Below are 21,174 nucleotides of genomic sequence, written 5' to 3' on the forward strand. Positions count from 1 at the left end.
TCCCCTACCTTCTCATAAAGTCAAGCCCCGGCACCGAGCCTCTGGCTGATGACGGTGGACACCCCATCACCGCGCATTGTCACGCCGTACAGCGCGTCGGCCACCTCCATGGTCCGCTTCTGGTGGGTAATGACGATCAGCTGGCTGGACTCCCTCAACTCTTCGAAGATGGTGATCAGTCTTCCCAGGTTGGTATCGTCCAGGGCTGCTTCAACTTCGTCCATGACATAGAAGGGCGAAGGCCGTGCTTTGAAGATTGCCACCAGCAGTGCCACCGCTGTCAAAGAGCGTTCACCGCCGGAGAGCAGGGACAACCGTTTGATCTTCTTGCCGGCAGGCCGTGCTTCCACCTCAATTCCAGTGGTCAGCATGTCCTCAGGATCCGTGAGGACCAGTTTTCCTTCACCCCCGGGGAAGAGCCGCGCAAAGACGTGATCGAACTGGGCCGAGGTATCGGCAAAGGCTTCAGCGAAGACCTGCTGGACCCGGTTATCCACTTCCTTGATGATGTCCAGAAGGTCCTTGCGGCTGGACTTAAGGTCTTCCAGTTGCGAGCTGAGGAACTGGTGACGCTCTTCCAAGGCAGCAAACTCTTCCAGGGCCAAGGGGTTGACCTTGCCCAAAGCCGCCAGATCACGTTCCGCTTTCTTGAGTCTTTTCTCCTGTTCGGCCCGGACAAACGGCACGCCCTCAATGATTGCCTCGCCGTCCTGGTCCACGGGCGCCCGGAGTTCAGCCCACTTGTCAGTGGTGGCGCCGGGTGGCAGGGGCACTGGCAAATGGGGCCCGTAGTCACCCACCAACTGCTCTGCAGAAAGACCCAATTCCTCGATGGCCCGTGCTTCCACGGCCTCTATCCGCAGCCGCTGCTGGGTCCTGGCCATCTCATCCCGGTGTACCGAGTCGGTCAATTCAGCCAGTTCACGCGCCAAGGCGTCGTTGGCGGAACGGACTGCGCCAAGGTCCTTGTCCAAGGTCTCCCGGGTTTCCTCGGCAACATCGCGGTCGCGGGCGGCGAGGTCCACCGAGACGTCCACGTAAAGGAGGGTATGCTCGGCGGCGCCCGCAACCGCAGCGGCACGTTGGGCTTGGGCGCGACGCCGTTGCGCCCGGCGGGCAGCTTCCTCCCGGGCGCGACGCTCAGTGGCGGCGGCCCTCTCCAACGAAGCTGCCCTGTTGCTGATGGCGCCCAACTGCTCCTCCGCGGTCCGCAGAGCCAACCTGGCTTCCGTTTCAAGGGCCCGCGCCGTCCTGGCATCCGCCGCCAGCTCATCGCGGTGGTCGGTGGAGGGCTCTTCGTCAGGGGCTTCCTCCGCCGCGGCCAATCTCTCCGCCGCGACTTCCAGGTCCAGCTGTGCCTCCGCGATGTTCGCCTCCGCTTGTGCCAAGGATCCTTCCAGGCGTTCGCTTTCGCCCACGGCACTGCGCAGGACAGAGTTCAGATGCCCCAGCCGCTCAGCCACGGCTGCCAGCCTGGCATCGGATTCGTGGAGCCGTTCCAAGGCGGAGTCGGCCCGGTCCTGGGCTTCCGTGCGTCGCGCCTGGGCAGCTGCCAGGGCGAATCGTCCGCGCTCCAACCGTGAAGTCACGTCCTGAAGCCGTGCAACCGCATCATCCACAGCCGCCTGGACTTCCAGGAGCGAGGGCGCATTGGCTGAACCACCCGTTACGGAGAAGGCACTGAAAAGGTCACCTTCGCGCGTCACAGCCTTAAGCTCCGGGCGGTCTTTGATGAGCGGAGCGGCTGCCTGGATGTCCTCCACCACCACGGTCTCCGAAAGAAGGGCCAAAGCGCCCTGGGCGATGGGATCGGAGATTTTCACTACTTCGGCCGCCCAACGGCATCCCAGCGGGAGCCCGCTGCGGGTTTTGTCACTGTGGATACTTGGAGGGTTACTGTGGATGCCAGAAGCGTCGGTGCCGGAAAGCACCAGGGTTGCCCGGCCGGCGTCGTCATCCTTCAACAAGGCGAGGGCCGCCACCGCGTCCTCCGCACTGCCAACCACCAACGCATCCGACGCAGAGCCCAGGGCCGCGGAAACAGCGGCCTCGTAGCCGGGCTCTATGGCTATCAGCGCAGCCAGTTCTCCAAGAACACCGCTGGCCTCCAACAACTTTCCTGAGCCGTCCTTGCGGTTGAGCCCCAGCTGGAGGGCATCACGGCGGGCAGTCAGCGCGTCACGTTCCCGGAGCGCCTCCCGCTCAGCGGCTTTGAGCTCTTCAATCTCCGCTGCCACCTCGTCAAGGATGGCGGTGGCGTCCTCGTACTCGGCATCGAGGCTCTCTTCGCCATCCTCCACACCGGCCACCTGTGATTCGAGGGCGACAAATTCACTCTTGGCCTGGCGCCGCCGCTCATTGCCTGCGGCCAGTGACTCCCGGAGCCGTCCGCGCTCGGCCTCGGCAGCTTCCGCCCGTGAGCGTGCGGCAGCCACCTGCCCCGCCAGCCGGGCCAGGCCTTCCCTGCGATCCGCGGCGGCCCGCAACATGGCCGTCAACCGCTTGTCTTCAGCGGCCGCGAGCGCCTCGGCAGCGTCTTTCGCCACAGTTGCTTCAAGAAGGCCGGCCTGCTTGGCCAGAATGTCGTGTTCCAAGGCTGCCTGTTCCTCACGGACCCGCGCTGCCTGGCGTTCCAGCTGGTCCGGATCACGGCCGCTGTCCGTGGGGGATTCGGTAGATCCCAGGATGCGTCGCCGTTCTGTGGCGAGGGAGCCCAAGGAACGCAGCCGCTCCCGGACGGTGGTGAGCTGGTACCACTGCTCCCGCGCAGCGTTGAGCCGCGGTGTGGCGTCGGCTGCCTGGCGTTCCAGGGCGGCCTGCCGGAGGCGTCCCGCCCCCAAATCCCTTTCCACTACGGTGCGGCGCTCTTTCAGGGCTGCTTCGTCAGCTACATCCTGTTCAAGGGAGGTGGTCAGTTGCACCAGGTCATCAGCCAGGAGCCGGGCTCGGGCGTCGCGGACGTCGAACTGGACTGTCTGGGCCCGGCGGGCAACCTCGGCCTGCTTGCCCAAAGGGGTCAGTTGCCGACGGATTTCCGCTGTCAGATCGCCCAGCCGTGCCAGGTTGGCCTGCATGGCCTCGAGCTTCCGCACGGTCTTTTCTTTACGACGGCGGTGCTTCAGGATGCCCGCGGCCTCTTCGATGAAGCCGCGCCGGTCCTCAGGCGTCGCATGAAGGACCCGGTCCAGCTGGCCCTGGCCCACGATCACGTGCATTTCCCTGCCGAGTCCGGAGTCCGAAAGGAGTTCCTGGATATCAAGGAGCCTGCAGGGGGCGCCGTTGATGGCGTACTCGGATCCTCCGGTCCTGAACAGCGTCCGTGAGATGGTGACTTCGCTGTATTCGATGGGGAGGGCGTTGTCCGCGTTGTCAATGGTCAGTGAGACGTGTGCCCGGCCCAGCGGCGGGCGGCCGGAAGTCCCGGCAAAAATGACGTCTTCCATTTTGCCGCCGCGGAGGGTCTTGGCTCCTTGCTCTCCCATGACCCACGCCAAGGCGTCCACTACATTGGATTTTCCGGATCCGTTGGGGCCGACGACGGCGGTGACGCCGGGTTCGAAGTCGAACGTCGTGGCCGACGCAAACGACTTGAATCCGCGAACAGTCAAACTTTTCAGGTGCAAGGTGCTTCGGTTCTCCTGGATGGACCGGTTGTCTCTCCACCAAATCTACTGTGGTTGGAGTGAAATACGCGGATCTTCAGGCGGAATGCCTTGCGGGCGGCCCACCCCGCCCCTACACTCCTGCCAAGGGCAATGTGGACTTAGCGTTCCGGTGTTCCGGCGTGGATCCGAATCAAGGTTCGGTCAGGTGCCGGTTCCGGTCCCGTTCTTCGGAACGTTACCTCCAGATGAAGGCCTCGATGTTCCATAACTGAAGTCCAAGGTTTGACCCTGGCTGGGGAGCGACAAGCTGGGTCCGCGTGGTTGCAGCGGACCCGTCATAGCTATCGGCGTACCACTCCAGGAGTTCTGATGCCCGGTCCCACCGATCCACGGCCTCTGCGGGTCATGAAAAGCTTGTTGGTTCCTTTGGTGGTCACCTTGGTGGCGGCCCTGCTGCCACTGACGGCTACGACGGCGGTTGCCGCCGGCCCCTGCGACCCCGTGGTCAATGCGGTGGTGTGCGAGAACTCCAAGACGGGCAGTCCTCCCTCGGAGTGGGATATCAACGGCGCGGGCGATGACAGCATCCAGGGCTTCGCGACGGACATCAGCGTCAACGCCGGCCAGCCCATACGGTTCAAGGTGGATACCAAGGCCTTGAATTACATGATCGCGATCTACCGCACCGGTTGGTACGGCGGCAACGGCGCCCGGAAGATTGCCGATGTCACACCCTCAGTGCTTCGCCAGACCCAGCCTGCTTGCCGGAGCGATCTCACCACCGAGCTCTATGACTGCGGCACATGGGCCGTTTCCGCAACCTGGCAGGTTCCTGCCACAGCGGTGTCCGGCGTGTATATAGCGCTGCTCACGCGGCCGGATACGGGAGCCAAGAGCCACATCACCTTTATTGTCCGCAACGACGGCAACCGGTCCGCCGTCGTGTTCCAGACAGCTGACCAAACCTGGCAGGCGTACAACACCTATGGAGGATCGGACTTTTACCAGGGCGCAGCGAACGGCCGGGCCTACAAGGTCAGCTACAACCGTCCAATGGCTACGCGCGATGGCCCGGGTGGCAGGGATTTCTACTTCTCCAACGAGTACCCCATGGTGCGGTTCCTTGAGCAGAACGGCTACGACGTCAGTTACATCAGCGGCCTGGACTCGGACCGCAGCGGCGGCGAATTGTTGAACCACAAAGTGTTCCTCTCCGTTGGGCACGACGAATATTGGTCCGGCCCGCAACGTGCCAACGTCACAGCCGCGAGGGACGCGGGCGTGAACCTCCAGTTCCTGTCCGGCAATGAGATGTATTGGCGGACGCGGTTTGAGCCGTCAGCAGTTGACGGTACGGCGAACCGCACGCTGACCTGCTACAAGGAAACCTGGGGCAACGCCAAAATTGATCCCAGCAGCCAGTGGACAGGCACGTGGCGCGATCCCCGGTTCGCCGCGCAGTCCAACGGTGGCGGCCTGCCGGAAAATGCCTTGACGGGAACCATGTACATGTCCAACCACTCGGACCTGCCGGTAACGGTCAAAGCTGACGAAGGTAAAACCAGGTTGTGGCGGAACACGTCCCTGACGTCAATACCGGCGGGGTCGTCAGTTGCTCTTGCGCCCCATACGGTGGGGTATGAATCCAACGAGGACCTGGACAATGGTTTCCGTCCTGCCGGTGTGATCCGGTTGTCCACCACTGTGGGCAGCGTGCCCGAATACCTCCAGGATTACGGAAATACCGTGGCACCCGGGTCCACTACCCACAACGTGACTCTCTACCGTGCACCCAGCGGCGCTCTGGTCTTCTCTGCAGGCAGTGTCCAGTGGACCTGGGGCTTGGACCAGGAACACGACGGCGCCGGCGCCCCCGCGGACGTTCGCATGCGCCAGGCGCAGGTAAACCTGCTGGCCGACATGGGCGCCCAGCCAGCTACGCGTGCCGCCGGTCTGGCAGCTGCCGTGGCGAGCACGGACACCGCCAAGCCCACAACAACCATCACCTCCCCTGCCAATGGCGCCACCGTGGCCCACGGCAGCAGCGTCACCGTGTCAGGAACTGCAGCGGATGTGGGAGGCGTGGTGGCAGGGGTTGAGGTCTCCACGGACGCAGGCGCCACCTGGCACCCGGCCCAAGGCAAGCAAAACTGGACCTACACCTACATCCAGAAAGGCCTGTCAACGGCAACCGTCCAAGCCAGGGCCATCGATGACAGCGTCAATACGGGAACTGCAGCCACCGTCAATCTGACGCTGATCGGCCCCTACAGCGTGTTCGGCCAAACCGTTCCGGTGGTCAAGGACTCCGGCGACGGCGGTGCCTACGAAATGGGGCTGCGCTTCACTCCGTCCGTGGACGGCTTCATCACCGGCGTGCGGTTCTACAAGAGCACGGCCAACACGGGCACGCACACCGGATCGCTGTGGAGTTCAACCGGCGAGCGCCTGGCCACCACAACATTCACCAATGAAACAGCCTCAGGGTGGCAAACTGCCCTGTTCAGCCAGGCCGTCCCTGTTGCGGCCGGCCAAAAATACACTGTCTCTTACTGGGCCCCCAACGGTCATTACGCCAGCAAGGACACCCAGTGGGCCAGCTTCGGAGCCACGGACGCACCGCTGAAGGTGGCCGGAGGCTTCGGCGCAGAGCCCGCCGGCGTCTATGCGACGTCCTCCAGCTTCCCCACCACCAGCTTCAACGGTGGCAACTACTTCGCGGATGCGGTGTTCAGCACCGTGGACAGCAGCCCCATGACGGTGTCGGGACAGACTCCCATACCGTCGTCGTCCAGCGTGCCGGTCAACACCAAGGTCAGTGCGGTCTTCTCCAAGCCCGTTACGGCAGCCTCCGTCCAACTCACGGTCAGCACGCCGGGAGGTCCGGTGGCGGGTACCACCGCCTATGACGCCGCCACCCGCAGGGCAACCTTCACGCCATCCAGCGCGTTGCCGTTCAGTACGCAGGTCACCGCCACCTTGGCCGGGACGGATTCGGTAGGTGGCCCCGTGACGGCTGGCGGTACGTGGACCTTCACCACTGCAGCCACCCTTCCGGTGCCTGGAGCTTGTCCGTGCAGCCTGTTCGATGATTCGGTGACCCCGGGCATCGCCGAGCTGCGTGAGGGCGTTCCGGTGACACTCGGGGTCCGGTTCTCCAGCGTTTCCGCCGGAGAGGTCACCGGTGTCCGCTTCTACAAATCAGCCGGCAACACCGGGACCCACAACGGCGCGCTCTACTCCGCCACGGGACAGCAGCTGGCCACAGTTGCCTTCACCAATGAGAGTGCCTCGGGCTGGCAGACCGCAATGTTCAGCCAACCTGTGCCCATGTCCGCGAACACCGACTACATCGTGTCCTACAAGTCGCTGACCGGCACCTATTCGGCCACGGCCAACGGTTTTGGTTCCGGCATGAGCGTAGGACCCCTGAGGGCGGCCTCCGACGCCGGAGCGTATACCTACAGTGGGGACTTCGCGTCCTCCCGTTCAACGGCCAGCTACCTGGTGGACGTTGTGGTCACTGTTCCCAACGCGCCCTTTACGGTGGGCGGACAGTCCCCGCAGCCCAACGCAGGAAGTGTGCCGCTGAACTCCGTGGTGAGCGCAGTGCTGTCCGAAGCAGCAGTGACCTCCAGCGTGTCCATGGCCGTGAAGATCAGCAATGGCGCGGCAGTTGCCGGATCCAGCACCTACGACCCGTCCAACCGAAAGGTCACGTTCACTCCCGGAGCCGCCCTGGCGGCGGGTACCGCCTATACAGCCACCGTCACGGCGACGGCCGTTTCCGGACAACCCATGTCCGGAGGCGGGACGTGGTCCTTCACCACCGTCCAAGCGCCCGGCACCCCCGGGGTGTGCCCATGTTCCCTCTTCGCGGACACCGTGACACCCACGACGCCGGACGCTGACGACGGCGTGCCGCTGTCCTTGGGTGTCAGGTTCGCCAGCAACACGGCGGGACAAGCCACCGGCGTGCGGTTCTACAAGTCCGTGGGCAACACGGGGACACATACCGGGGCAATCTACACCACCGCCGGCCAGCTCCTTGGCACCGTCACCTTCTCCAATGAAACCAGCACCGGGTGGCAGACTGCCTCCTTCAGTCAACCCGTGACCATGGAAGCGGACACGGAATATGTGGTGGCGTACAAATCCACCACGGGCAAGTACTCCTACACAGCCAATGGATTCGGGCAAGGCATCACCAGTGGTCCTCTCCGGACGGCCCCGGACTCCGGTGCCTTCGCCTATAACAGCGACTTCCCGAATTCCACGTCCACAGCCAATTATCTGGTGGACCTGGTCTTCAACGTGGCGACTCCGCCGCTGACCGTCAGCGAGCAGGTGCCTGCGCCTGGAGCCTCCGGAATCCCGGCTGACGTGAAGCCGTCCATCACCTTCTCTTCCGCGATCCGCACCGGAGCGTCCTTCACCCTCACGGCCAACGGTAGCCAAATAGCCGGTGCAGCCTCCCTGTCGGCAGATTCACGTACTGTCACTTTCTCCCCCACCTCGCCCTTGGCAGGCAGCACGACGGTGACGGCCAGCGTGGCCAACGTGGTCTCCCAACAGGGGCAGGCCTTCCCTACCACCACCTGGCAGTTCACCACCGCGGCACCGGCCTTGCAGCAATCCACAATATTCGGCGCACTGGTGCCGCAGACTGCCGCCAACGCCGATCCCCTGTCAGTGGAACTCGGTACTGCCTTCACCGTCTCCCAACCCGGCAACGTCACCGGCATCAGGTTCTACAAAGGGACTGGAAATACCGGCACCCACGTGGGCTCGTTGTGGAATGCAGCCGGTACCCGGTTGGCGCAGGTGACGTTCACCAATGAGACCGCCACGGGCTGGCAGACCGCCACGCTTGCCAGCCCCGTAGCATTGGTGACCGGCCAAATCTATGTGGTGTCCTATCGGGCCCCCAACGGCCGTTATTCCTCCACTTCCGGGTTCTTCAACCAGACGTGGACCAGCGGCGTGTTCACCGCCGCAGGACCCAACAACGGCAGGTATCGGTACGGAACAGGCGGGGTCATGCCCGCAAGCTCATGGAACGCCACCAACTACTTCGTAGACGTGTTGTACTCCTCAGCAGCGCCGGCCCAGCAACTCGCGGCACCATCGCCGTCCCCGAGCCCGACGCCCACACCCACTCCAACAGCAACTCCCACAGCCACGGCCACACCTACGCCCTCCCCCAGCCCATCGCAGTCAGGAGGACTGGTCTGCGGGTTGCTGCGGATCTGCTAAGCCCTGGTTGCTCCGTAGTTACCCGCAGGCCCTGTGCGTTCAGCGGGTAACGCTCGGCGACCACGCATGGGCGATGAACAGGCTTGGCGTGGACCCAGCCTCTGTCCCGAGCTTCCATATATTGCTGTCGCCCTCCACCGCGTCATCAGGCAATCCATAGAGGACACTGTCGTTGTCCAACCACTCGATCTGGTCATCAACACTGCGCGTTTCCGAGAGCACCGATTCCTGGCCCGAGGCGATGTCAAGGATGGCGACCTTCCAGTGGGCTGCCAGCCCGCCGCCGTCGTTCTTCTTGAAGGCGAGCCTGGTCCCGTCGGGTGAGATGGAAGGGCACTCCACGTTGTTGTGCACCGCGGTAAGTGTCCGCGCCGACACGCTTCCGCGGACCAACCAGATCCTTCCTGATGAGGCAGCCGTCGCGTAAAAAGCATTCTTCTGACCGGGGACGAACGTCACGCCCCAGATGTTCCTGTCGACGGACAGCAAGGGCTCGCCGTTGACCAGGAGGGAAAAGCTTTCCAGATTCTCCGGCGCAGCATCCGGAAGGGTTATCTCCGTGGCCGTGGAGAACCCCGCCGCGGCGTACGAGTGGCCGGTGACAAATACCGTGGTGGCAAGCATGGAGCCGTCCGGACTGATCCTGGTCCTGCTGGGTATACCCGCCAACGGCCAGGACTTTTGCTGCTGCCAGTCCCTGTTCAGGACGACGGCATCGAACGACGTGACCAGGCCGCGCTTGGACCGCAGGCACACGACGCTGGTGCTGGTGCCATAAACGCGGTCGCAGTCCTGCTCGCTCACTGCCCGGGTACCGGACGGTGCGGAGAGTGGAACAGTTGCTGCGCGGCCGTACCCCTGCCCGGCAGCTGTATTCCTGAAAAGGACGAAAGGGACATCCGGGAGTGGTTCCGCCGCCGTGACGCCCACGGCAGGGGCCGCCGTCTGGCTTTCCTGAAAACGCTGGTAGGCAGTAAAGGCGTAGACCGCAGCAGCGATGAGGACCACGGCAGTCACCACCAGGAGAACTCCCCACCGGGTCCTGCCGTTGGTCAACGTTCCTGTCATGCCACCCCGCCCGGATCCTGGATGCCCTGGGAATCACGGGTTTTCAGGATCAACGCAACGACCACTACTGCGATAGCCAACACAGCTCCGGCCAGCAGCATGGCCATCGGAGCCCCCACGGCGTACCAGAGCACACCGAAGCCCGCGGAGGAGGCCATTCTGCTCAGAGCCACCACCGTCTGGGCGGAGGCTATGCCGGTGGCCAGTTTTCCGGGGGGCGTCAGTTGGCTGGCCAACGCAGCCAGTACGCCGTCGGTGGCAGCGTAGAAGGCGCCCAGCAAGACCAGGCAACCCAGTGTGGTGCCCAAGCCGCCGGCGGGCGCCGCAGCCAGAACATAAGTGGCCAGCAGTGCCACATGCCCGCCAACAAACACCGGGACCCTTCCCACGCGATCCGCCAACCGACCCATCGGCACGGCCAACGCCAGGAAAACGACGTTCGTTCCAACAAACAACAGGGGGAACCACTGAACCGCGAAGGAGTCACGGGCTTGCAGCACAAGGTAAATGAAGCCGTCGCCAATGGTCACCAACCCCAGGAGCCCCGCAGCTGCCAACACCCTGCCCAGACCGGGCTCTTTGAAATGGCTCCACCGGAAGGCCAGGATCTTGCGGTTTTCGCGTTCCTCCGCGCCCTTCAGGCTGCGTGCCCGGATGTCAGGCACAACCAGGGCCAGAACAGCAACACCTATGACTGCGAAAGCCAACGAAACAACAAAGACCGTGCTGAAGCCATTGGGAATCATCAGCAACACAAAGAACGCAATCAACGGCCCGGCGGCAGCCCCGATGTTGTCCAGCATCCGGTGCGTACCGAAGGACCGGGCCAAATGTTCAGGCTGGGCTGAGACGGAAATCAGGGCGTCACGGGGTGCTGTACGGATTCCCTTACCGATTCGGTCACCGGTGACAATGGCCGCAATCGCCCAAAAGCCCCCTGCGAAGAGGAAGCCGATCCGGGCCACCATGGACAGGCCATAGCCCGCCATGGCAATGCGCTTGGGATGGCCGCTGCGGTCCGATGCCCAGCCTGCGGCGATACGCACAATGGCACTGGCGCCTTGGTTGATGCCGTCTATGAAACCGAAAGCAATGGTGGAGAGCCCCAGGAATCCCGTCACGTACAGGGGAAGGATCGCTGTCACGGATTCCGAGGACACGTCCGTCACCATGCTGACGATGCCCAGCCACAGGATCACCGGAGACAGTTTGAAGGGAACCTCGCTGCGGAGCCCCATGCCTTGCCCGCCTGGTTTTTCCTTTTTGCCGCCCCGGTAGGAAAGAGAGATATACATGGCTCCCTATTTCGCCGCGGTGCGGAGGCTGCCCAACAACTGGAAGCGGGATGCTCCTGTGCCGGTGGTGGAAACAGAAACGGTCACCGTGTCAGCGCCGCGGCTGAACGATGAGGCAACGGAGCCATCCGCGGCAGGCGCACTCACGGCGACGAACCCGTGGGCTGCCAGCGATTGGCGAAATGAATCCAGGACCTCATTTTGCGGCTTGGAGAGAACGCCGTCGGCGGATACCTGAAGGACATTGCCGGACGATGACACCGAGGTAGAGCCCACGGCAGTCCCACCGGGAAGCGCCACAATATCGCCCGGCCACCCATCAACCAGTTTTCCTGTGGCACTTCCGGGTTTGGGAAGTGAGCCGGACAGCAAAGGTGCAGGCTCGGACGGGGCCGGCAAGCCCTTGGCGGTCTCCGCCACCGGGGGCAGCACTTCCAAAGGCTTGTCCGACAGTGCCGTGCCACCGGCGCCCGGATCCTGGCCGGTGGCCTGGTTTCCTGGTTGGTTGCCGGACTGGGATGGGTTGGCTGGCTGGTTGCCGGACTGGTTTCCGGATGGGGACGGGGTGCCTGAGGCCACCGGACCGGGTGAAACGTTCGACGACGTCTCCCGGGCTGAAGCGGTCCCGGGACTGGCGGCCAACCGGTCCAGAAGCACTGCTGCGGCGGCGATCAGCACTGCAAGGCAAATACCCGCGATCACCAGCCGCCGCGCCATCATGGCAGGTCCGGTCCGGACTCGCCGTCTGGCAGTGGTTGCGGTCCCATCCTTTTCATGGGGACAGTCTGCCATTGCCATCCGGATTGCGGAACAGTGTGGGGACTACCAACGTCCGTTCCGTGGCCGCGGCTGGCAGACCGGGCAAGTGTAGGAGGAACGGTTCATGAACTGCTCGCGTTTGATGATGCTGTGCAGGCCCACCGCTTCACAGCGAAGGCACAGTTCGCCGGCACGTCCGTAGGCGTTCAAAGAGCGGGAAAAGTACCCCGAGTCGCCATTGACGTTCACATACAACGAGTCGAAACTTGTCCCTCCTGCGGCCAAGGCTGCATTCATGACATCGCGGGTGGCCTCAATGAGCCGTGCAGCGTCAGGACGGCGCAGGGTATCGGTGGCCCGGGCATAGTGCAGGCGTGCACGCCACAGTGCCTCATCAGCGTAAATATTGCCGATCCCGGAAACCACGCCCTGGTCCAGAAGCGCGCGCTTCACACCGGTACGGCGGGACTTGACCTTCCCAAAGAAGTCCTCGAACGAAAAATGCGGATCCAAAGGATCGCGGGCTATATGGGCGGCCTCCGCTGCGATCTCCGGCAACGGGGTTTCCCCCAGGCCTCCGGGTCCACCATCTGCGGTGGGTACCAGCGCGGTGACAAACATCCCGCCAAAGATCCGCTGGTCTACAAACCTCAGCTGTTCAGGCATCCCTGCAGAAGGGCTGAGGCTGATCCTGACCTTGAGATGCTTCTCATCGGGAACGGAGGGGTCCTGCATCAAAAGCTGGCCGCTCATTCCCAGATGCGCCATCAAAGCCGCTTTCGGAAGACCTTCGGAGGTTCCCTCCATGGCCAAAGGCATCCAGAGGAACTTGCCCCGGCGGACGACGTCCAGCACGGTGGCATGTTCAAGGTTGCCGATGAAGTCCTCGGCACCCAATGAATGCCTGCGAATTGACCGTGGATCCACAACGTCCACGCCGGTGATGGTGCGCCCGCGGACCCAACGGGCCAGTCCGCGGCGTACCACCTCTACTTCGGGGAGCTCGGGCACGGTTCAGGCCGTGGCAGGGCCGGCCGGGCTGGCGTCCACAGCATTAAGGGTCCGCCAAGCATCGGCGGCCGCTTCCTGCTCAGCTTCCTTCTTGGAGTGGCCGGAGCCGCTGCCATAAGGAGTTCCGCCGATGTTGAGCACGGCTTCGAAGGTCCGGGCGTGGTCCGGTCCGGAGCCCTCCACCGCATAGTGGATTCCGCCGAGTTGCCGGCTCGCGGCAAGTTCCTGGATGCTGGTTTTCCAGTCCGTTCCGGCACCGAGCGCTCCCGCATCCTTGAGCAGGGGGCCCACCAGGCGCATCACCAGTTGGCGGGCGGTCTCGATGTCGTTGGAGAGGTACGTTGCACCAATGAGGGCTTCCATGGTGTCAGCCAGGATGGAAGCCTTGTTTTTGCCGTCGGTGAGCTTTTCGCCCTGACCGAGGTAAATGAATTCGCCCACACCAATGGACCGGCCTATGCCGGCCAGTGCGCGGGTACTGACCACGGCGGAACGCCGCTTTGCCAGCTCGCCTTCAGGCAGCGTGGGGTTGTCCCGGTACAGCGAATCCGTCACGGAAAAGCCCAAAATTGAGTCGCCAAGGAATTCGAGGCGCTCGTTGGTGGGTATCCCGCCATTCTCATACGCGTATGAGCGATGTGTGAGAGCAAGACGAAGCGTCTCGGTGTCAATGGAGACACCGAGACGCTTCAGAAGCTCTTCAGTTGAAGGCATCCTTAATCAGCCTGTAGGGCAGATCAGGCGTCTGCGACCTTGCGGCCCTTGTATTCAAGGAACAGCGCGGTGCCAGCAGAGTCAGTGACGACCTTTGCCTGGTGCGGCAGGCTGTAGACAACCTGACCGTTTTCGATGGTCTTGACCAAGTTGGGGGCAGTTGCCTTCCACTGGGCACGACGGGCGCGTGTATTTGCGCGAGACATTTTCCGCTTGGGAACAGCCACGGCTATCTCATTTCTCTCTTAGACGAACACTTACTAATCGGTTTGCCGGTCAGTCTTAGCTAGATCAGCTAGGGCAGCCCAGCGAGGGTCAATGACCTCGTGGTGGTGCCCCGGCTCGTCTTCCAGGCGCGCTCCGCATTCGGAACACAGACCCTGGCAGTCTTCCCGGCACACCGGCTGGAACGGCAGCATAGTGACAACTGCGTCCCGCAACAGCGGTTCAAGATCGATGAGATCGTACTCGACCCGACGTTGCTCTTCATCGTCTTCCTCAGCGGAAAGCTCAGAGCTTTCGTAGAAGAAAAGTTCTTGCACATTGACATCAAGGTCATACGCAAGGGGATCCAGGCATCGACCGCATTCGCCGGTTACTTCAACGACTACGGTTCCTGATACCAGAATTCCTTCGTGTACGGCCTCCAAGCGAAGATCCAGCTCGATGTCCGAGCCTTCCTTCACGCCAATGAGCGCCACACCAAGGTCACTTGGTGCAGGTACATGCTCGTTCAGTGTCCGCATGGTCCCTGGACTGCGTCCAAGGTCCTTGACTACCAACGCCAAGGGCGAACTTGCATCTCGCTTAATGAGAACTCCTGTAGAACATATGACCGACGTACCATCTTAGCCTGATCAGTTCGAAGGACTCAAACCGACGATGGGCGCGCGTAAATACGGGCTCATTTCGGTGGGGACCCTCACTGCCAGGCGCAAGGTACCTGCCAAGCTTACCCCTTGCGGGGCGACTCCGCTGGCGGCTCGCCCGCCAAGAGCCTCCTCAACACGGATTTGGGCACGAAATCGGAGATGTCCCCGCCAAGCACGCTGATTTCCTTAATGAGGGTGGAGGAGAGATGGACGTAGTGGGCCTCGGCCGGAAGAAAGACGGTTTCGACGCCGGCCAGCTGACGGTTCATGGTGGCCATGGGCAGTTCGTAATCAAAATCAGATGATGAGCGCAGCCCTTTTACGATCGCGGAGACTCCGCGATGCCGGCAGTACTCGGCCAGGAGCCCCTCACCCATGGGCTCAACGATGATCCCCCGCAACGAGGCCAGGGTTTCCCTGGCCATCTCCATCCGGTCTTCCAGGCTGAACCTGTACTTCTTGGCGTAGTTGGTGGACACCGCGACGATCACTTCGTCAAAAAGACCGGCAGCCCGGGCGATGACTTCGAGATGTCCGTTATGGATGGGGTCAAAGGATCCAGGGCATACCGCGCGTCTCATGAGACGAACCTACCCCATGGATTCATCGGGATACCATGGCTGCCATGGCACCCGCAGGCAGCAGCACTCCCCTTGACCCCACCCCAGGCAGCATCACCAGCGGGCACGGCGGCACTGTTGCGCCGTGGCAGCGGGCGGCGCTGGGTGCCAACCTGCTGGGCGCTGACGGTGCGCTGGGAGTAACCATCTTCGAGGAGATGACCACACTGGCGGTTTCCACCGGCGCCATCAACCTTGGCCAGGGGTTTCCGGACGAGGACGGTCCCCAGGAGATCAAGGCAGCGGCTCAGGCCGCCATCTCCGCGGGAGCCAACCAGTACGCCCCTGGCAAAGGGCTTCCGGTCCTTCGGGAAGCCGTAGCCAGCCACCAGCAGCGATTCTACGGATTGACGCCGGATCCGGAGTCCGAAATCCTCATCACCACCGGCGCCACGGAAGCAATCGCGGCAACGTTGCTGGCGCTTGTTGAACCAGGCGACGAGGTCCTGACCTTTGAGCCGTTCTATGACTCCTATGGGGCCATCATCGGAATGTCGGGAGCCACGCATGTCACCGCTCCCCTGCTGGCACCGGACTTCATGCCGGACATGGCTGTCCTGGAACAGGCCTTCACCAGCAACACCAAGGTGGTTCTGCTGAACAACCCCCACAACCCCACGGGCGCGGTCTTCCCGGAGCACGTGCTCGCACGGGTGGTGGAGTTGGCACGGAAATACGATGCCACGATTGTTACCGACGAGGTGTACGAGCACCTGACCTTTGGTCCTGCCCATCTTCCCGTGGCAACGTTGCCAGGCGCAGCCGAGCGGACCATCACGATCTCCTCAGCAGGTAAGACGTTTTCCTTTACCGGGTGGAAAATCGGGTGGCTCAGCGGCCCGGCCCACTTGGTGGCGGCGATACGAACCGTGAAGCAATTCCTGACCTACAGTTCAGGCACTCCGTTCCAGAGCGCCATAGCTGTGGGGCTTGCGCTCCCCGATGAGTTCTTCTCCGGAGCCGCCCGGACGCTCCGCGACAAACGCGACATTCTGGCACAGGGCCTCCAGGCCGCGGGCTTTGGGGTTTACGTCCCCGATGGCACGTATTTCATCAATGTGGATACAGCTCCGCTGGGAATTGTTGACTCTGTTGACCTGGCGCGTCGCCTTCCGGGCCTGGTGGGCGTTGCCGCCATCCCGGTTCCGGTGTTCTGCCATCCGGAGGGGGCCCAGCGAACCCGTTCCCTGCTGAGGTTTGCCTTTTGCAAGAAAACCGAAGTCCTGGAAGAAGCGGCCGGACGCCTGGCAACCCTCAAGGAACGCCTGTGAGCCCGTCGGCGCCGCACCCCGTGCATGCCAGCCGTTTTCTCCGTACCACCGGCCAGCACGCCACCATCGAGGCGGATGACCTGGTGGAAGGCAGCTACATACTCACCATCGGCGGGGCCGAGCAATCCCATGTGAACCTGGCCGCGCCGGGGGAAATCTTCTACGAGTACCTGCGTCGGATCGGACACCTGGTGGATCTGTCCGCCGAGCCCGGAGAGCCCATCAGCGCCCTCCACCTGGGGGCGGGAGCGCTCACGCTTGCCAGGTACATCCAGGCCACCCGTCCGGGTTCCGACCAGTACGCCGTGGAGCTGGAACGCGAGCTGTTGGATTTCGTTCTGCAGAAACTGCCCATGCCCGCTGGCACGTCATTGACCACCCACATCGGTGATGCCAGGGACGCTCTGGCGGAGTTGCCCGCGGCCCTGGCATTTGACGTCATTATTCTCGACATTTTCTCCGGGCCCGAGGCGCCGGCGCACATTGCCTGCCGGGAGTTTTACGAGGAAGCCGCGGCCCGCCTGGGACCCCGGGGCGTGCTGATCGTCAACGTAGGAGACGAGCCCGCCATGACGCTGGTCCGCAGCCAGGTGGCGGCCCTCCGGCAGGCGATGACGGATGTTGCTGCCACTGCTGAAACGGGCATGTTTGCCGGCCGCTATCCCGGCAACATCATCCTGGCCGCCACCCGCCATGCCTGGCCACAGGAATGGACCGAGAGGTTGCTGGCGCGGGGCCCGCATCCGGCCGCTGTCCTGACGGGCGTGGACCTGGACAGCATTACCGGTTAGGTCACCGGCGGCTCAGGCGGGCTCTGCGAACCACAGCGTGGTTTCGCCGTACTTCTTGTCGGCAAAGCATTCCATCGCTTCAGGCCACGCTGGTTCGGGACTGCGCGAACTCCGCTCCACCACCACCACGGCGCCCTCCCCCAGATGCGGGGCGAGCTTGGTCAGCACTGCGGTGAGGGCCTCCTCATCCAGGGGGTAAGGCGGGTCAAGGAACACGAGGTCCCAGGCGTCCCGGTCGCCGGCGCGTTCCAGGTAGGACTCAACCTTGGAACGGTGAACCGACACTCTCCTGTGCCCCAAAATCTGGTTAACCATGCCGGCGTTGCGCTGGCAAACATCACTGGCCTTGGCATCAAACTCCACCAGGGCCACCGATCGGGCACCTCTGCTGGCGCTCTCCAGGCCCAGGGAACCCGACCCGGCGTACAGGTCCAGCACCCGCGCATCGTCGATGACCGCCAGCGATTCCAACCGGGAAAACAGTGCCTCTTTGACCCTGTCCGTGGTGGGCCTGGTGGCCGTCCCGGGGACGCTGGTCAAGGGGTTTCCACCGGCAACTCCGGCAATGATCCGGCTCATGGGGTACCCCGGCGCAGGGCCGGCCATGGATGTCTAACCGCGTTCAAGGAACGCCTCCTTTTCCGGGTTCAAATACTCATCGATCGCGGCTGCAAGGCCCGGCTGGTTAATCAACGTGGGATCTTCCTGCACCAGCTTTTGGGCATCCGCGCGGGCACGGGCAATAACGTCCTCGTGCTCCAGGACCCGCAGCAGTTTCAGGGTGGAGCGGCCGCCTGATTGCGAAGCCCCCAGAATATCGCCTTCCCTGCGCAGCTTCAGGTCCTCCTGGGACAATTCGAAACCGTCAGTGGTGGATGCCACGGCATCGAGCCGCCGCCGGCTCGGGTGTCCGCGCTCCAAAGTGGTGACCAGCAGGCACGTTCCCGGCAATCCGCCGCGGCCCACGCGGCCACGCAACTGGTGAAGCTGCGAGATCCCAAAACGGTCGGCGTCCAGGATCACCATCAGCGTGGCGTTGTGAACATCCACACCCACTTCAATGACTGTGGTGGACACCAGGATCTTGGTCTCATTGGCCGCGAACGCAGCCATGGTGTCCGTCTTCAGCGACGGCTCCTGCCGCCCATGAAGCGGGGCCACGGGAACACCGGACAGGGCCGGCTCCTGCACCAGACTCTCGACGACGGCGGTCACCGACGCGAGTTCCCTCGCCGGCCCCTCGTCTGACAGTTCAGCATCGCTGGGTTCGTTTTCGCCGGGACTGAAATCGCCGTCGTCGTCATCGCCGATCTTCGGGCACACCACGTAAACCTGGTGCCCGGCGTCGACTTCCTCCCTGGACCTCTTCCAGATACGGTCCACCCAGCCGGGATTCTCCGCCAGACCCACCACGTGGGTGGAGATAGGCGCCCTGCCCGCCGGCAGCTCATCCAGAATGGACGTCTCAAGATCACCGAACACAGTCATGGCCACGGTCCGTGGAATGGGGGTGGCCGTCATCACCAGAAGATGCGGTGGCCGCTGGGCTTTCGCACGCAGCGCGTCCCGCTGTTCAACACCAAACCTGTGTTGCTCGTCCACCACAATCAGGCCGAGGTCCTGGAAACTGGTCTTGTCGCTCAGGAGCGCGTGGGTGCCGATCACAATTCCCGCATTGCCCGAGGCTGCATCGAGCATGGCTTGTTTCTTGGCGGCCGTGGGCATGGAACCCGTCAAGAGCGTGACCTGGACGCCATTCCCGCCGGACCCGCCGCCCAGCATGCCTGATCCCGCGAACAGATTGTCCTTGGCCAGTGAACCCAGGGTTTTGCGAATGGAGTGGAAGTGCTGCGCGGCGAGCACCTCCGTGGGAGCCAGGAGTGCGGCCTGCCCACCGGCATCCACCACCTGCAACATGGCGCGCAGGGCCACAATGGTCTTGCCGGACCCCACTTCTCCTTGGAGCAGCCTGTTCATGGGAGTGTCCCTGGCCAGTTCTTCGGCGAGGGTGGCGCCCACAGCGGACTGCCCCGCCGTCAGGGTGAAGGGCAGGTTTTGGTCGAAGCCGCTCAACAATCCGCCGCTCAGTGGACGCCGGGCGGTGGCTTCTTCTGCAGCCAACTGCGCACGTCGCCGGGCCAAGGCGGTTTGAAGAACCAGTGCTTCCTGGTAACGGAAGCGCTCTTGCGCGCGTTGCCAGTCACGCGCCACGTCCGGCATGTGGATCAACCGGTAAGCCTCGGCGACACCCACATGACCGTCCCTGCCCACCATCGCGGGGGGAAGGGGGTCAACCATGGCGTCAAGATCAATTGTCTGGAGCAGCGCACTGATGACTTTGTGGATGGACCAACTGGTGAGCTTGGCAGTGGCCGGATACACGGGGATGGGCATGGCAGCCAGTTTCTCCGGATCCATGGAGCCTTCCGCACCGGGGTCCTCGTCCAACAGGATGAAATCAGGGTTGGTCAGACCCAAAGCGCCGCCATAGCGTGACACCTTTCCGGAGAACATGGCGCGGCGGCCCGGCAATAACTCCGATTTGGCCCGGAAGCCATTGAAGAAACTGAGCTTGAGCGTTCCAGGCGTGCTGCTGCCACCTACCTCGTCCGAGACAACAACATCCGTGATGGATCCGCGGCGTGCACGCATCTGGCGTGTGCTGTTGGAGACCACGCGGGCGATCAGGGTGACTTCCTCGTCCAAGGGAAGCTCACTGATGGGTGTCAGCTCCCCGCGGCTCAGGTACCGGCGGGGAAAATAGTTCAGCAGTGCCCCGACACTCTTCAAGCCCAGATGTTTCTCGATCACTCCGGCAGAGCGTTTACCGATCCTGCGTTCGAGGGGCAGTTCAAGCTCAGAGTCCATGCTGCAGGGAGCCAGTGCCGGATGCCGGCTGCGTTGCGGGCGGAGCTTCGTTGCCGGACGCAACGGAAAGCTGGCTGACGGCGATATCCGTGGGCTCGCCCAGCGAACGGATGAGCTCGACAGCCGGCGCCGGGTCCGGAACGTGGACATGCACCCGCCAGCGGTAGCTTGCCTCCATCACGGACTCGTCGTCGTCATCGGAACTTTGGACACCGCCCACCTGACTCATGATCACGGAGTCACCCATCTCATCCAAACGCTGCCGGAGGATGGCCGCATTCAAAGGTGACAGGCTGATGGTGCACATGACTTCCACGCCGTCGTCGGCCGGCATGTGCTCGTGGATATGGGGGTCCTGCAGCTTGTAGCCGTGCAACCCGTCCAAGAGATCATCCTGGAGTTCCTCGCCCAGGACGGCCGAGCGGAGGCAGTCCAGGACCAAGAGCATTCCAACGCCCCCTGCGTCCACTACCCGGGCCTCCTGCAGCTGTGAGAGTTCGCCCTCTGTGCGGACCACGGCTTTGTAAGCGGCATCCACCACTGCGTCGAGGGACAGACCCAAGGCGTGGTTGCTGTCATCACCGCTTTGGGCAGCTTCCACGGACTGGGCGGCGTGGGCCGCAGCTTCCAGTACTGACAGCATGGTTCCGGCCACCGGTTCGCTGAGGGCTGACCACGCACGGATCTGCGCCCTGTTCAGCGCGGTTGCCAGGAGCGGCGCGCTGAGCCGCGTTTTGCCTGCCAAAGGTTCGGCAGCCGCGCACAGGAAAACGGCAAAGAGCGTTCCTGAGTTGCCGCGTGCTTGCTCCATGGCAGCTTGGCCGGCCTTGGAGAGAACTGCTCCAACATCCGTGGTTGCTGCGGCAGCGTCGGGCGCGGCTTCACCGATGGCCGACACAGCCGCACGGACGGTGAGATACAAGTTGGTGCCGGTATCCCCATCGGCTACGGGGAAGATGTTGATCGCGTTCAGGCGATCGCTGTGATTCCCCAGAACCACTTCCGCCTTGCTGAGCCAACGTTTCATGGCATGCGCGTTCGCGG

Annotated in this window: 15 protein-coding genes; 3 read left to right on the plus strand and 12 right to left on the minus strand. The window is 63.2% G+C overall.

Annotated elements, in window-relative coordinates:
* Positions 1-20: 20 nt before the first annotated feature.
* On the minus strand, positions 21-3,623 hold the full coding sequence (gene smc / locus JOE60_RS10775; RefSeq protein WP_204814914.1) for a chromosome segregation protein SMC: 3,603 nt from the start codon (positions 3,621-3,623) through the stop codon (positions 21-23).
* Positions 3,624-3,974: 351 nt separating this feature from the next.
* Here smc and JOE60_RS10780 point away from each other — a divergent pair, with 351 nt between their 5' ends.
* Complete coding sequence (locus tag JOE60_RS10780) at positions 3,975-8,861, plus strand: DUF4082 domain-containing protein (RefSeq protein WP_167262779.1); 4,887 nt, start codon at positions 3,975-3,977, stop codon at positions 8,859-8,861.
* Positions 8,862-8,900: 39 nt separating this feature from the next.
* Here the strand turns inward: JOE60_RS10780 and JOE60_RS10785 are convergent, their stop codons facing one another.
* The 8 genes from JOE60_RS10785 to coaD all read right to left on the minus strand — a co-directional run bounded on the left by JOE60_RS10785 (position 8,901) and on the right by coaD (position 15,161).
* The gene (locus tag JOE60_RS10785; protein ID WP_167262781.1) at positions 8,901-9,929 is read right to left on the minus strand and encodes a TolB family protein; all 1,029 of its coding nucleotides are present in this window, start codon (positions 9,927-9,929) and stop codon (positions 8,901-8,903) included.
* A complete protein-coding gene (locus tag JOE60_RS10790; RefSeq protein ID WP_167262783.1) occupies positions 9,926-11,224 on the minus strand; it encodes an MFS transporter in 1,299 nt (432 codons plus the stop codon). The genes JOE60_RS10785 and JOE60_RS10790 overlap by 4 nt, the downstream gene beginning before the upstream one ends.
* Positions 11,225-11,230: 6 nt before the next feature.
* Entirely contained in the window at positions 11,231-11,944 is a 714-nt protein-coding gene (locus tag JOE60_RS10795) for a hypothetical protein (protein ID WP_167262785.1), read from the minus strand.
* Between the two features lie 102 nt (positions 11,945-12,046).
* The gene (gene mutM / locus JOE60_RS10800) at positions 12,047-12,994 is read right to left on the minus strand and encodes a bifunctional DNA-formamidopyrimidine glycosylase/DNA-(apurinic or apyrimidinic site) lyase (protein ID WP_167262787.1); all 948 of its coding nucleotides are present in this window, start codon (positions 12,992-12,994) and stop codon (positions 12,047-12,049) included.
* A 3-nt stretch (positions 12,995-12,997) separates the two neighbouring features.
* Positions 12,998-13,708, minus strand: a complete 711-nt coding sequence (rnc, locus tag JOE60_RS10805; protein WP_167262789.1) for a ribonuclease III — start codon at positions 13,706-13,708, stop codon at positions 12,998-13,000.
* A gap of 23 nt (positions 13,709-13,731) precedes the next feature.
* Positions 13,732-13,935: a 50S ribosomal protein L32 gene (rpmF, locus tag JOE60_RS10810; RefSeq protein ID WP_090818901.1), complete on the minus strand. Its 204-nt coding sequence runs from the start codon at positions 13,933-13,935 to the stop codon at positions 13,732-13,734.
* Positions 13,936-13,968: 33 nt separating this feature from the next.
* Positions 13,969-14,496 (minus strand): YceD family protein, encoded by a 528-nt coding sequence (locus tag JOE60_RS10815; protein ID WP_167262791.1) that lies wholly within the window; start codon positions 14,494-14,496, stop codon positions 13,969-13,971.
* 164 nt (positions 14,497-14,660) lie between these two features.
* Positions 14,661-15,161, minus strand: coding sequence for a pantetheine-phosphate adenylyltransferase (coaD, locus tag JOE60_RS10820; RefSeq protein ID WP_167262793.1), 501 nt, complete (start codon positions 15,159-15,161; stop codon positions 14,661-14,663).
* Between the two features lie 35 nt (positions 15,162-15,196).
* Here coaD and JOE60_RS10825 point away from each other — a divergent pair, with 35 nt between their 5' ends.
* Both JOE60_RS10825 and JOE60_RS10830 read left to right on the plus strand, forming a co-directional pair.
* The gene (locus tag JOE60_RS10825; protein WP_167262795.1) at positions 15,197-16,471 is read left to right on the plus strand and encodes an aminotransferase class I/II-fold pyridoxal phosphate-dependent enzyme; all 1,275 of its coding nucleotides are present in this window, start codon (positions 15,197-15,199) and stop codon (positions 16,469-16,471) included.
* A complete protein-coding gene (locus JOE60_RS10830; protein ID WP_338112505.1) occupies positions 16,468-17,262 on the plus strand; it encodes a spermidine synthase in 795 nt (264 codons plus the stop codon). The genes JOE60_RS10825 and JOE60_RS10830 overlap by 4 nt, the downstream gene beginning before the upstream one ends.
* A gap of 12 nt (positions 17,263-17,274) precedes the next feature.
* On the opposite strand, the gene rsmD is transcribed toward JOE60_RS10830, so the two are convergent.
* From rsmD to JOE60_RS10845, 3 genes are read right to left on the minus strand one after another with little or no spacing between them, the layout of a single operon-like run.
* Positions 17,275-17,841, minus strand: coding sequence for a 16S rRNA (guanine(966)-N(2))-methyltransferase RsmD (gene rsmD / locus JOE60_RS10835; RefSeq protein WP_167262803.1), 567 nt, complete (start codon positions 17,839-17,841; stop codon positions 17,275-17,277).
* Positions 17,842-17,874: 33 nt separating this feature from the next.
* Positions 17,875-20,130 (minus strand): ATP-dependent DNA helicase RecG, encoded by a 2,256-nt coding sequence (locus tag JOE60_RS10840; RefSeq protein WP_167262805.1) that lies wholly within the window; start codon positions 20,128-20,130, stop codon positions 17,875-17,877.
* A complete protein-coding gene (locus tag JOE60_RS10845; RefSeq protein WP_167262807.1) occupies positions 20,120-21,157 on the minus strand; it encodes a DAK2 domain-containing protein in 1,038 nt (345 codons plus the stop codon). Before JOE60_RS10845 ends, JOE60_RS10840 begins: the two co-directional genes overlap by 11 nt.
* Between the last annotated feature and the right edge of the window lie 17 nt (positions 21,158-21,174).

Source organism: Paenarthrobacter ilicis, assembly GCF_016907545.1.
GTDB lineage: Bacteria > Actinomycetota > Actinomycetes > Actinomycetales > Micrococcaceae > Arthrobacter > Arthrobacter ilicis.

What these genes read in the sequence shown, in the direction of transcription:
- JOE60_RS10825 (WP_167262795.1), top strand. Translation starts at nt 15,197, where the DNA reads ATGGCTGCCATGGCACCCGCAGGCAGCAGCACTCCCCTTGACCCCACC.
- coaD (WP_167262793.1), bottom strand. Translation starts at nt 15,161, where the DNA reads ATGAGACGCGCGGTATGCCCTGGATCCTTTGACCCCATCCATAACGGA.
- JOE60_RS10840 (WP_167262805.1), bottom strand. Translation starts at nt 20,130, where the DNA reads ATGGACTCTGAGCTTGAACTGCCCCTCGAACGCAGGATCGGTAAACGC.
- rnc (WP_167262789.1), bottom strand. Translation starts at nt 13,708, where the DNA reads ATGCCTTCAACTGAAGAGCTTCTGAAGCGTCTCGGTGTCTCCATTGAC.
- JOE60_RS10845 (WP_167262807.1), bottom strand. Translation starts at nt 21,157, where the DNA reads ATGAAACGTTGGCTCAGCAAGGCGGAAGTGGTTCTGGGGAATCACAGC.
- JOE60_RS10785 (WP_167262781.1), bottom strand. Translation starts at nt 9,929, where the DNA reads ATGACAGGAACGTTGACCAACGGCAGGACCCGGTGGGGAGTTCTCCTG.
- JOE60_RS10790 (WP_167262783.1), bottom strand. Translation starts at nt 11,224, where the DNA reads ATGTATATCTCTCTTTCCTACCGGGGCGGCAAAAAGGAAAAACCAGGC.
- JOE60_RS10780 (WP_167262779.1), top strand. Translation starts at nt 3,975, where the DNA reads ATGCCCGGTCCCACCGATCCACGGCCTCTGCGGGTCATGAAAAGCTTG.
- JOE60_RS10795 (WP_167262785.1), bottom strand. Translation starts at nt 11,944, where the DNA reads ATGATGGCGCGGCGGCTGGTGATCGCGGGTATTTGCCTTGCAGTGCTG.
- rsmD (WP_167262803.1), bottom strand. Translation starts at nt 17,841, where the DNA reads ATGAGCCGGATCATTGCCGGAGTTGCCGGTGGAAACCCCTTGACCAGC.